The 13,114-nt window shown below is 35.6% G+C and carries 5 protein-coding genes; all 5 read right to left on the bottom strand.

Annotation, left to right across the window (positions count from 1 at the left end; genetic code table 11):
- Positions 1–411: 411 nt before the first annotated feature.
- The 5 genes from ACUN3A_RS16370 to ACUN3A_RS16350 all read right to left on the bottom strand — a co-directional run bounded on the left by ACUN3A_RS16370 (position 412) and on the right by ACUN3A_RS16350 (position 12,793).
- Positions 412–4,071 (bottom strand): hybrid sensor histidine kinase/response regulator transcription factor, encoded by a 3,660-nt coding sequence (locus ACUN3A_RS16370; protein ID WP_445552357.1) that lies wholly within the window; start codon positions 4,069–4,071, stop codon positions 412–414.
- 629 nt (positions 4,072–4,700) lie between these two features.
- The gene (locus ACUN3A_RS16365; RefSeq protein WP_445552356.1) at positions 4,701–6,593 is read right to left on the bottom strand and encodes a rhamnogalacturonan lyase; all 1,893 of its coding nucleotides are present in this window, start codon (positions 6,591–6,593) and stop codon (positions 4,701–4,703) included.
- 230 nt (positions 6,594–6,823) lie between these two features.
- Positions 6,824–10,285 carry a polysaccharide lyase family 8 super-sandwich domain-containing protein gene (locus ACUN3A_RS16360; RefSeq protein ID WP_445552355.1) on the bottom strand — a complete coding sequence of 1,154 codons (3,462 nt, stop codon included), beginning with the start codon at positions 10,283–10,285 and terminating at the stop codon, positions 6,824–6,826.
- A gap of 415 nt (positions 10,286–10,700) precedes the next feature.
- Positions 10,701–11,288, bottom strand: a complete 588-nt coding sequence (locus tag ACUN3A_RS16355) for a CBM96 family carbohydrate-binding protein (RefSeq protein WP_445552354.1) — start codon at positions 11,286–11,288, stop codon at positions 10,701–10,703.
- Positions 11,289–11,449: 161 nt separating this feature from the next.
- Positions 11,450–12,793, bottom strand: coding sequence for an Ig-like domain-containing protein (locus tag ACUN3A_RS16350; protein ID WP_445552353.1), 1,344 nt, complete (start codon positions 12,791–12,793; stop codon positions 11,450–11,452).
- Positions 12,794–13,114 lie beyond the last annotated feature (321 nt).

Below are 13,114 nucleotides of genomic sequence, written 5' to 3'. Positions count from 1 at the left end.
TAGTTAAAAATTGATAGTGTTCTTTTCATTTTAAATAAAAAACAACTTGTTGATTCCATAGATTAATATTATTATGTGCTTTTATATTTATTCAGTATAACATAATCATACTACCTGTAAAAAAAGAAACACATTTTTATATCATTACTTTTTAAAATCATAAATAATTAAGAATTACCTAATTATTTATCTTATAATTCATTTACAAAATTACCTTCGGCTGCGAAAAAGGGACTATTCAAAACAAGTCAAAACAATTCATTTTGGAGCAAGTCCAGTTATTATGGCTGTTGAGCGGTCGTGAATTGAAGAATGTCTAAATATTTTTTTTCTTTAGACCAAAAAAAAATTGCTACCCGAGTTTCTCGAATAGCAACTATTTTCAGTTTGTAATAAATTATTTTAGAGCTTTTATTTCTTTATAGACTCAATGTATTTGGAAGGACTTATTCCAAAATGACGGGTAAAAGTTCTACTAAAATTACTGGACATACTATATCCAACTTTAAAGGCGGTTTCTGAAACATTATAATCTCCACTTAATAAATATTCTAAGGCTTTGTTCATCCGAATTGTAGTGACAAAATCAAGCAAGGATTTATTGGTAAGTGCTTTTATTTTGCGATAAAATTGCGAACGGCTCATACTAAGCATTTCAGAAAGAGAATCAATAGTAAAGTCTTCATCTTCCAAATTTTCATGAATACATTGAATTACTTTATTCAAGAAAGCTTCATCGGTAATATTTATGGCAATTTTCTTTATCTCAATATCCGAACCTCGTGAAAATAACTCTCGTAAACGTTGCCTTTGATTAAGAAGGTTTCGTATTTGAGCCAGAAGTACATTTGAATTGAAAGGCTTAGTCACATAAGCATCGGCACCGGTTTCGTATCCTTCCGTTTTCGATTCGTCTGACTGGCGTGAAGTGAGTAAAATTACCGGAATGTGACTGGTGCGTACATCAGATTTAAGGGCACGACACAATTCAAAACCATTCATAAGAGGCATCATTACGTCGCTTACCACAATATCTGGAATTGTCTCTATAGCCTGCTGAAAACCTTCTGATCCATCGGCAGCTATAATAATTCGGTATTCGTTGCTAAAGTTCTGCGCTATATAATTACGGATATCAACATTGTCATCTACAATTAACAATAGGGGCAAATCGGCTGACAAATCAAGCTGTTGGACTGTCTCTATATCCTCATTTTCCTCCAAAACGGGTATCACTTCCTGAGAGAATCCAATTTTAGGCACTTCTTGATCACCTGAAACAGGTAGAAAAATAGTAAAAGCAGTACCTAATCCCACTTTACTTTCTACCTCAATTTTCCCGCCATGAAGCTGGACTAGCTCTTTCGATAAAGCCAATCCAACTCCAGAGCCATCCTGTTGTGAAGTCGAATGTTCCGATTGATAAAAAAGATCAAAAACATTTTCCTGATCTTTTTCTGATATACCAACACCGGTGTCGTGTATCTTTATTAAAACAATAGGATTTTCTTCATTTAGAATATCAATACTGATCACTATTTCCCCATGCTCAGGAGTAAATTTAAAAGCATTTGACAATAAATTGTTTAATACCATATTCATTTTGGCAGTGTCAAAACGGGTGTTCAAGCTACTTACGGTTGATTGTATAACAAATTGAATACCCCTGTCTTTTGCTCTTGAATCAAAGGCGGCGGCGACTGTTTTTACAAAAGCAACAATATCTGATTGTTGCATATTTAACGTAAGATGCCCAGATTCTAGTTTTCTGAAATCCAGTAACTGGTTAATCAGTAAAAGCAACTGTTTGGCATTACGGTGCATCATGGTGTGGTACTGCTTTACAGTTTCATTATCCAGTTTTCCTGAAATAAGTTTTTCCAACGGATCAATAATCAGCGTGAGGGGAGTGCGAAATTCATGTGAAATCCCCGTAAAGAATTGAAGTTTGGATTGATGAATTTCCTCATTTTTGCTAAATTCTATTCGTGACATAATGTATTTATGAACAAACAAGATAATAGAGACACCAATAGCTATGTATATAACAATAGCCCACCAGGCAAGCCACCATGGAGGAAGCATTTTTATACCGAGAGTGGCAGGAGCATCACTCCAAACCCCGTCACTGTTGGATCCGTAAACTTTAAAGGTATAGCTTCCAGATGGAAGTTGAGAATAGGAAGCAGTTCGCATATATCCAGAAGAATAACGCCATTGACGATCATAACCCTCCAGTTTGTATTTGTATTTATTGCCAAGCGGATTGGCATAATGCAATGCCGCAAACTCTAGACTAAAAGTTTTATCCCACCAGGTAAGTATGATTTCTTTAGTGCAAAGCAGTGATTTTTCAAGGATAATATGGTCGTTAACTTTTGTCCCTGCCATCAGCTCCTGATTCATCACATTTAACCGGGTAAATACGATTTTCGGTTTGTTTTTATCAACATGAATAGTGCCGGGAAAAAATGAATTAAGTCCATTTTGACCTCCAAAAAACATTTCACCTGTTGAATTGTCTTTATAACAGGCATTTTGATTGAACTCATTACTCTGCAATCCATCGTTAACGGTAAAGTTCTGGAGTTCAAATGTTCTCGTGTTCATTCGGGTTAATCCTTTTTTATGGCTTATCCAAACGGACTCTTTTCCATCAAATAAAAGCCCCATAATAATTTCGTCAGGAAGACCATCTTTAATGAAAAAGTTTTTAACCGTATTGTCTTTGGGATTCAAGCGACTTAAACCCAAATTTGTGGCTATCCATATCATTCCGGCACCATCTTCCGCAAGTGAATAAAGCCTGTTGGAAATGAGCGAATCATCTTTTCCGTCGATATGTACATATCGTACCGATTTGAATTCGCCAGACTTGTTAGTGGTTCGTATCAATTTCGTCAAACCTTTGTCTTCTGTTGCAATCCAAAGATTTTTTTGACGATCTTCCATTATAACCCTAATTTGTAAACCTCCTATAATAGGTTGAGGCACATACACGAACTTATCATTTGCCCTGTCGTATTTTGCCAAACCACTGTAGGTTCCAATCCACAATGTGCCATTGCTGTCTTCTTTAATACTAAAAATAATTGGATTTGTAATACTTCCAGTTTTTTGTTTATCGGCAGCATAGTGCTTGAAAATTTTGGTATTAGGATCATATCTATCAAGACCTCCCTTGGTTCCAATCCACACAAATCCAAGCTTGTCACAATAAAGGGAGCGGACTCTTCTGTTGTCAATAAAAGTTTTATTATTGAAATAGGAGTATTTCTTTCCTTGAGATGTATTTTGAATAATTGTTCCCCCCATTTCTTCAGTTCCTATCCAAAGGCTACCACTTTTATCTTTGCAGATGGCTCTTACTTCATTACTGATTAGTCCTTTTCCAGGGCTGTCTGAGTGATAATAATTAAAGGGCTTGATATTTAGGTTTGCCTGATTTACTCCTCCTCTTCGCGTACCTATCCAAAGGTTGTCGGAATTGTCTATATAACTGGTGTAAATTGATATGTCGTTGATTGAAAATGGATCATTATGATTGACCTGATAGAGTGTTTTTTTACCAGTAATTTTGTTCAATTGCAATAACCCAGATTCACTGAAAGTAAATTTATATTTGTTGTTTTCCGCCGCTTTTGGTTTTGTAATAAGATTAAGAATATAGGGGGCAACTTTTTTTATGGGAAAGCGCTTAAAATTTTCATATTCATAACTGTATTTATACAAACAATCAGGTTCTCCTGTTTTTATCCAAATATTTTGCAATGAATCTGTAACTATCGCATCTATCATATTATCAGCAAAAGCAGTTGAATCATTATCATTTGCTCTAAAGACTTTAAAGGAATAACCATCGTATCGGCACGCACCACACCAGGTTCCAAACCACATAAAACCATATTTGTCTTTGGCTATGGTGTGTATTGAATTTTGAGGCAATCCATTATTTACGGTCAAATGATTGAATTTTAAAATATTGACCTGTCCCTGCAGTTGAAATACCGAGGATTGGAGTAATAAAAAGAATGCAATTATGGTTGTGGTTTTTTTGTAGAAAATAGACATTTGGTTGTATGTTAATTCTTAATTTAACAATTAGTGAATCTTTATCTTAATTTTTTAAATATTATGAAAATTTTAAAGATTTTTTGATTGAAAGGTTCAAAGGTACAAAAAACATAATTTAAATTATCTTCCTAAAGTTCGTTCACAACCAAAAGAGTTCATCAACAACGTCTAAACTCAAAAAAACTTAGCGATTTTTTACTTTTAAGTTTATAATAAATTACCCCGAAGCAGAGCCTCGAGGAATTCTTTTGATTAAATCTTTTTGATAACTGCAGTCTTATTGAGTTGTAAATACAATCAATTAATTATGGGGAATAAAAATCTAGCTATCCAATTTTAGAAAACGGCACCGTTACTGTAGATATGCGGGGCTACTACTGGGATTCCGATTTTTTATAAGGAATTGGATACCGCTTTAAATTAACTATTACATTGCATCTTCATCTGAGAAAACTCGCTTCTAATTTACTTTAATGAAGTTTGGGTAGTTTGGTCAAAACTAAGTAAAGCATAAAAATAAGTAATACAGCTTAATACAATAATATATACTTTTTATTTAGTTCTATTTTTTCAATATAGATTTAAATAAGTAATGGATACACGTCGTTTTTGAAGTATCGTGTATATTACTTTTTCTCCCCATTCTTTTGATTTGCCAAAACAATATTTGGCCTCGGAGCCTTCTTCATATCTTCACCGAGATAAAAACTTAAATGTGGCGGTTGATTATATCCCACGTTCTGCCAAGTTATACTTAGTCGATATTGCGGATCATGCATTAGTGTATATAGACGATGTGCTGTTGGTATTGTAGTAGTATAAATGCGTAGTTCATCAGGAGTAGGACAAAGGAAGAGTTCTTCTCTCCAATCTCCAAAAATGTCAGCGCTTAAAAGAGGTGGATCACGAAAACGCATTGTTTTCGCCTCTGGCACATTAAAAATGGTACCTATCTTGTATTTGTCAATCCTGCTGCCACTCAATAATTCCCTTGTAAAATCACCATCCCACCAGATCACAAAAGCACTTGATGTAGGGCTGGGACCAATCATTTCGCCTTTCATATTATACAATCCTTTGGAACCAGACCACCACATTTCAGCTCCGGGATTATCAGGATCTACATTTTCTGCCACACCTCTTCCAACGTCCGTGTCCATCGATCCTTTAAAATAGGCTTCTCCTGTACGGGCACTGTAGACTACTACTCCAGGTCCAGCACCAAGGACAAATCCTGAGTCGCCTTTTGAATGATCCTCTATTTCATGAATGCCAAATACCTCCAGTCCAGGATGAGTGGGATCAAGGTCGCTTACATGTAAAGCGTCACCGTGACGAAATCCGGTAGAGAACAAGCCTTTACCGTCATCATCAACCACCATTGAGCCATACACAATCTCGTCCTTTCCGTCGTCATCCACATCTGCAACAGTAAGACTATGATTTCCCTGACCCGAAAAAGGATTTTTACCATCCTTAGTATCAAATACCCAGCGGGATGTTAACTTTCCATTTCTGTAATCCCAAGCTGCCAATACTGTTCTTCCGTAATAACCACGGCACATCACCACACTAGGTAATTTACCGTCAAGGTAGGCAGCACAGGCTAAAAAGCGATCTACCCTGTTACCGCTGTTATCATTTCCTCCGTTTCCACCAGGACCGCCCCAGCCATCTGTAGGATAGCGGTTGGGAATATAATCTGTTGTCGCAAGGGCAGCTCCCGTTAAACCATCAAATATGGTAAAGAATTCTGGACCATCTAATACTTTGCCCAACATTCTTGGATTTTTACTCCTGTAATCTTTAATAGAATCGCCAATCACTTTTCCTTTCCCGTCTATCGTACCGTCTGCCGTTTTCATGGCTACCTCCGCTTTTCCATCGCCGTCCATATCGGTTACAATAAACTGAGTATAATGTTGTCCCTCACGAATATTCCTGCCAAGGTCAATTGTCCACATTAGTGTTCCATCTAATCGATAAGCCTGAATAAGGGGCTTACCTGTAATGCCATTAAAGGAATTATCAAGACCATCTTTTGTTTGGTGCAATATCAGTTCATATTGACCATCCCCATCAAGGTCACCAACCGAAAAGTCTCCTGGCTGATAGCCCGCAGGAGTTTTTAGTGGTACAGAAAGATACTGCCTCACAGGTGCATTTGCCGCAATACTAAATGGCTTGCTTACATTTGATTCCTTACCTTTCACAACCGCTTTTACGATATAGGCAAAGTCTTTAGTAAAATCGGCCTTTTCGTCTATAAAATTGGTAGCGCCAGTTATGGGTTGCAAATTCAACTTTACAGGCTGTTCACTAATAGATTTTCTATAGATATTAAAGGCCAGGCCTTCCGGTTCGGTTCCCAGTAAGCGCCAACTAATAAAAACAGCCTCTGTACTATAACGAACTGCTACAACGCCTCGGTCAAGGTTTTCCATAATACGCTGACCATAAAGTAATGGAGTAGCCATTACTAATAACACATATAATAATTTCTTATTCATTTTAATCATTGGTATAGGCAGGTTAAGTTTAATTAAGACTATTATATGACTAATTGGTTTATTCCATCTCAATAAATTCTGATTCAAAAAAAGCGATGTTAAATTTCCCATCGCTTTTATTGTTAGAACATACTATATTAACATACTTAATATCAATACTTTGAATATAATTAGTCAGCATTAGAATGTGACTCCCATAAGATACAAAGAAAACAAAATAATAGAGCACAATAGCTAATCTATTCTTTAATAATAGTATTTTTCATAATCTGAGCACCATTTTTAATAATTACAACATAAGTCCCGACTGCTAAATCTCCAACAAAAACCTCTTGTGTTAGATTTGTAAAACGAACATCACGAAGCTTACTACCAAGCATATTATAGACCGTAATTGTTGCATTTTCTTCTAGTTTTGATACCTTAACATAAAGAGTGTCGTGTACAGAATTTGGATAAACAACAACATTTGATCTGTTTTCCTCTTTATCAAAATCATTATTTGACAAAATTGTTATTACATTTATATTCACAGCTGTAGAAGTGGTGACAGCACCATTGTTATCGATTGATTTTGCTGTTAATGTATAAGAACCCGCAGTAACGTTATTCCACTCGAAGCTATAAGGAGAAGTTAAAGATTCTCCTAATTTAGTTCCTCCCTGATAAAATTCAACCTTACTTACTGCCCCATCTGCATCGGCACTATCGGCAGTAATTACAATATTTGCAGGAGCGTTATAACTCGTATCAGCTGTAGGAGATGTTATTGATACCGTTGGAGCCTGATTGTCTACAACCAGTTTTATAGTAGCCGAAACACCATCAATCACCGAAAATGCTAATGTTGTGTTAACTCCATCTGCAGTCAATCCAACATTATTAGGATTCGTTGCTGCTTTCCACTTTCCATTTAGTTTAAGGGTTACATTATAAGCAGTAGAACGCCATTCTGTTGCATCATCGGCTACTGTATTTAAATTCGGATTATTAAGTGTAACTTCTAATGCACCATCTATTTCTTTAATACCTACCAAAGCTTCACCAGAAATACTGTTTACTTTACCAATATTGATATTAGTTGCCGAACTAAAAAAAGCATAAGAAGTTGAGTTTTCCGGCAAGTATTTAACCGCATGCAAATTGTCTGTTTGGCTTAATACCTGATAAATTTGACCCGCATTAATTTGAGTACTCAAGGTGCTCATATCTTGAGGTGTTGTTCCAGGTACCATTACAAATTGATATTTTGCATTACTAGGCGATGTACCATGACCGATATAAGCTTTGCTAAAATTAGCACTAGCTGTTGGTGTACCGGTTTTACTGGAATTTACTGGTGTCGTTTGTACACCTCTTGTTACTGTTATGTCTCCTCCGCCTACGGGTACATAATACCCTGTTGTTTGACCATTTACCAACCAGACACTAGCGCTGGCAGTAGATAATGTATTACTATAATTCACATCGGAAACAGCGGCACTAGAATTAACATAAATGTCAGGATTAGTAGTCGCCAATGCTGATTGGAACAAATTGGTAGTTGTATTACTCACTGCATTTGTAGAACCAATACCGCTACCTAAACATACGAACACATTATCGAAGTTAAAAACCGATTTATGAAATTTAAGATTATTAGCCGTATATTTTGTTCCTGCATTTTCAGAAAAGTCCATTGCGAATATACCATCCTGCCCTAACGATAAAGCACCTGCAAAAGCTTTTTGATTGTATTCATCCGCTCTGTCTATTTTAGGCTGTAGTTCTGTGTATGGAATTTGCACAGTAGTTGATCCGGGAGGCATATTCCAATCCCAGCCATTACCACCTGCTGCGGGTATACCACTGGCTGTACGGTCACCATTGTACATTACTTCCAATGCACCATAACTTTGATAACGACCATATCGATTTTCTGTTGTATAAATCTCAGTTCCCCAAAGCTTATCTGTCAATCCTTTCATCATTACTATCCAATTGTTCATTCGTTTAACACCTTGGTTACCATAATTGAAATGATAAAAACCATCTAGTGACGCAGCAGCAACCGGATATGTATTAGTTTGATATATATAATTGTATAAGGCTGCCAAATTAGGTTCATACGCTGTACCAATCAAATCTCCCCCTACTTCTACCATTTTCCCAAATCCTGCCTGAGTAATAGGAATTGCTTCAAAAGGTGCTCTTCCTGAAACTGCATTTGCAGAAAGTTGTCCTTTTGAGGTTTGCAGCAACTGAGTTTTATAAGTATTAGCAATGTTATTATAAGCCTGTTGTGTAATTTTATATACAGTTCCTTTTAAAGAATAAGCTCTATCAGCGTAGGTATTAAAGGCATACATATAATGTGGATAAGCAGTACCATGATGCATACCACTTCCATCGGGTTTAATACCATCCCTACTACCCTGAGTAACATTCGAAAACAAACTGAGATAACGAGAAATTGCCTTTAAGTCACGTACCTGATTATCAATAGAAGGTTCCCAACCTGCCAACTCAAATAAAAAATTCATTTTTACATGGACGAAATCAGTATTAACAGGAAGATAAGGTGTTCCCGGATGATAAATGACATTATATTGGTTAGACCATTTAAGCATTTTGATTACTTCAGCCTGAAGATTTGAAGCAGTAGCTAATGCTGGTAAGCTGAGCAAAAATCCAGGAGGAAAATCACGGCAATTTGTATATGTATTCGTTTGCATAGAATTTCTACCACCTTCCGCTAATCCCTGATCTAATAAATATTCTATAAAAAGCAATAATTTCGTTTTCGCATCAGTATCATTATTTTTTAAGGCTGCTCTGGACAAATTACCTACATGAGTTGCTATTGTAATAAGTGTAGCTGGAACATCGAGTTCGGTTGTCAATCCTTTTCCATTAATAGAACCATCAGTATTGCGGGTAATATTACAAGCCGTTACATAATCTTTGGCAGCAGTTACATCAGCAGGCAGAGGGACAAAAACGGTACGTGGATAAAGTGCTTTTACCTTTCCGGCATCAGTCTGCTCCTGCACTGTAGAAGCTGGAGCTACAGCAGGTGTTTGCATATTGCAAATTAGAGCACTAGCATTTAATCCCTCAAAAAAGACCATTTTGGAAGCATCTCCATCAACAAAATGTGCGACATCTAATTTCATGTGCGGACCAGGAGTCCTGCCTTTATTATCGCCATACATTGTAAAAGCATCAAAGTATAAAGTAGTAGTAGAAGCTGGATTTTCTGGCTGGTAGATAATCTCCATCCTAGTCAATGCAAAACCTGGTAAATCGGCTCCAAAATTATAATCAGAGCGATAGCTTCGGTGGTAATCACGCCAGCCTTTATAATTCAAGAGCATGTGCCCCTCTCGCATCAAATTATTGTTATTATCGTAAAACCTAAAAATAAGCATATCATTACTCACATTTTGACTATAGATAAAAAACTGGGCATTATTGGCACCATATAGAAAAGTCTGAGCTGCTGTTATTCCTAAGTTATCAGCTTTTAACACATTACCAGATGCTGCATTCCATTTAAGAGAATTGGTACCGTCTTTGAGATGTTCAGTACTTAAACTTAACGGTGTTGTACCCGATGAAGAGAAATTGGCAGGAACCGATGAGTCAAAATTGTATTTCTGCTGGCTATACGCCAAACAACAATATAAACTGAGTAATAAAATCACGTAATTTTTTTTCATATAAATACTTTTTAGCAAAATTGGTTTAAAGTCGAAATTAGACAAAGTAATAAGTAATCAGGAGTATAATCCTCCCTATTTAGAAGAAAATTATCCTAAAATAAAAAGCTGTTAAACTGCACAATATCATTACAAAACTTACTCTCAGTATCATTAAATTAAGAGATTTTAGATTGAAGATTGCTTCACCTGTTCACCTTTCAGGCTCGGGTAACGATTTTAGATTTCTAATTTGGTTGGACTAAATATTAGATTGTACATTTTACGAGGCTTTTTACATCTGAAATCAAAAATCGTTAATCAAAAATCACCAATCATTTAATGCATAACTTAATACCATTGCCCATACTCCTTCTAAACAAACAACCCCAAAGTTTTCGCTTTGGGGTTGTTATTTAAAATTATGGTGTATTCTTTATTCGATAATTAAGTAAGCATCTTTTCCATTTATTACAGAACCAATTTTACCTTCAACATTATTTGCCAATGCGATTGTAATTTCTCCATCTTTTGAATTCATTAATAAATTATTTACGGTTTCGTTATTTAATTTTATAATTACTAAATGTGACTGATCGTCTAACGATTGTTCTATCAATGTAGAACCTATAACCTCTCCTAATTTCGGTGCATTATTAAATGTAACCGTTTCTGGGCTCCAAGTACCTTCTGTAATAGCCTGTACATCTAAAACAAATTTTTGTTCTGGATTCGCTGGATTTTTAAATATTTTCACATTAAGATTCAATTCAACTGATTTTAAAGATTTTACATCTTTAGGGAGTTTAAACTTCAAGAATCCAATTCTAGAATATTTGGTATTGGTTTTAGAATTATAAGCAAATAGAGTACCTGGTTTTGCTGTTCCAATAGTTTCATTAGCTGTTTCTCCACCCTGTACATAAGAACTTTCAAAGGCTTTTACCTTTTTACTTTGTGCGTTTACAGCAATAGTAGCGCTCAAAAAAAGTAGCGCAATAAGACTTAGTGTTTTTATTTTCATAATTATTTACTATTTAAGTGTTTATTTAAATCATTTATCAAACAACCGTTTTTCATCGAAAACAAATTACAATGTTGAGTGTAATCATAAAAGCATTATTGCTACTTTTTTTGAGCAAGTATTTAGAACCTACTTCGACAGCATAGCACAATACGTTTTTTTTAGTTCTTAATAAACTTCTTTGTCAAAGTTTGTTTACCGTTCTCGATAACTACAAAATAGGTTCCAACTTGCAAATCTCCAACAAATACCTCTTGTGTTCCCTTAGTAAAAGAAACATCACGAAGCTTATTACCAAGTAAGTTATACACACTAATTGTCGCATTCTCTTCCAGACTTGGAGCACTAATAAAAAGATTATTTTGTACTGGGTTTGGATACACAGCAACATTGTTTCCTTCCTTGTCAAAATCACTAGTTGACAAAGCTGCTGTTACGGTTATATTTACAGTTGTTGAAGTCCTAACAGCTCCACTATTATCGGTTGCTTTTGCAGTTATGGCATACGAACCTAACGCAACATTTTGCCAATCGAAACTGTAAGGTGCAGTTAAAGCTTCACCCAATTTTGTAGCTCCTTGAAAGAATTCTACTTTACTAATACTACCATCTGCATCAGCTGCATCAGCAGTAATTGTAACATTTGCAGGAGCAACATAACTTGCATTCACAGCAGGCGAAGTAACAGCCACAGTAGGCAATAAGTTTACAGTTGTAGGAGCTGTAACAAATCCATTTAAATTATTAAACGCAGCTGAAAAAGCTGCATCTGCCCCACCTACTTTTCCTGTAATATCTGGAATACTAGTTGCAGTCCCCGCATCAAAATCATAAGCTGCAATTAAATTTGTTGTAGTAGGTGCAGTTGTAGCGTCTATTGATGCTGTTATATCAGTAGTTACTCTAGCAGAACTAAAAGCAATATCCCAAATACGAATGTCATCAATAGCCATATTAACTGAAGAGCCTCCTCCAGATGTAGCTCCAAAATAAAGATTGGCATTATTTGACATATCTATGGCTTGTGCTGCAGTTGTAACAACAAGCACATCTCCATCATAATAAACTCTAGATTTCCCATCAGTATCATTTAATACTACTGCAAAATGATGCCATGCACCATCATATAAAGTAGATGCAACACTGTTATTATTAGTGTTTCCTGTATTGGTAGTACTACCTGCACCATAAGCTAGTAACCTAATATCTTTGTGTGGTAGGGTTCCTGAGCTACCAAAAGTTAGTGCATACTGAGGAGTAGTTGCACCATTATCCGATTTCAACATGATTTTGTTAAAATTGGTAGTATTTACCGCAACAGGCATCATAATTCTAAAAGTAATTGTTTTATGATCCGATGCTGAAACATTGGTCGTGGCACTATTTGAAACTCTAAGACGATTACTAGTGGTCGTTTGATTATCAATTCTTAGATAGCGGTTTTGTGCTTGAGTTGTTACTGTTAGTCCAACAAACATTGAAATTAAAAGAGTAATTTTTTTCATACAGATAGTATTTAATTAACAAATTAGTTATAAACCAAAATTAGTTAACCAAATAAAAAATCAGGAGTAATTTTATCCCTAATTAGGTGAAAATTATCCTTAATTAAGCATTCAACTATGTCATAAACGTCACAAAAACAGCATTTTACATACTCTACACGAATAAATACTGATTTTAATGCTTTACAAATGTTATAGCTAGATTGGGCGGATTTACAATCCGTGCCTAGAAAATATTTCAACTATCTAAAACAAATAATTCAACCAATTAAAAAAAGCTAGAAGGAGAAATCACCTTGTAACTTACTTGTGTCTCAACAT

It is taken from the genome of Flavobacterium sp. WC2509, assembly GCF_052683105.1.
This window is presented reverse-complemented; position numbering and strand designations above follow the sequence as displayed.

Excerpts from the sequence above, each read along its gene's own strand:
- ACUN3A_RS16370 (WP_445552357.1), bottom strand. The coding sequence starts at position 4,071 with ATGTCTATTTTCTACAAAAAAACCACAACCATAATTGCATTCTTTTTA.
- ACUN3A_RS16365 (WP_445552356.1), bottom strand. The coding sequence starts at position 6,593 with ATGATTAAAATGAATAAGAAATTATTATATGTGTTATTAGTAATGGCT.
- ACUN3A_RS16360 (WP_445552355.1), bottom strand. The coding sequence starts at position 10,285 with ATGAAAAAAAATTACGTGATTTTATTACTCAGTTTATATTGTTGTTTG.
- ACUN3A_RS16355 (WP_445552354.1), bottom strand. The coding sequence starts at position 11,288 with ATGAAAATAAAAACACTAAGTCTTATTGCGCTACTTTTTTTGAGCGCT.
- ACUN3A_RS16350 (WP_445552353.1), bottom strand. The coding sequence starts at position 12,793 with ATGAAAAAAATTACTCTTTTAATTTCAATGTTTGTTGGACTAACAGTA.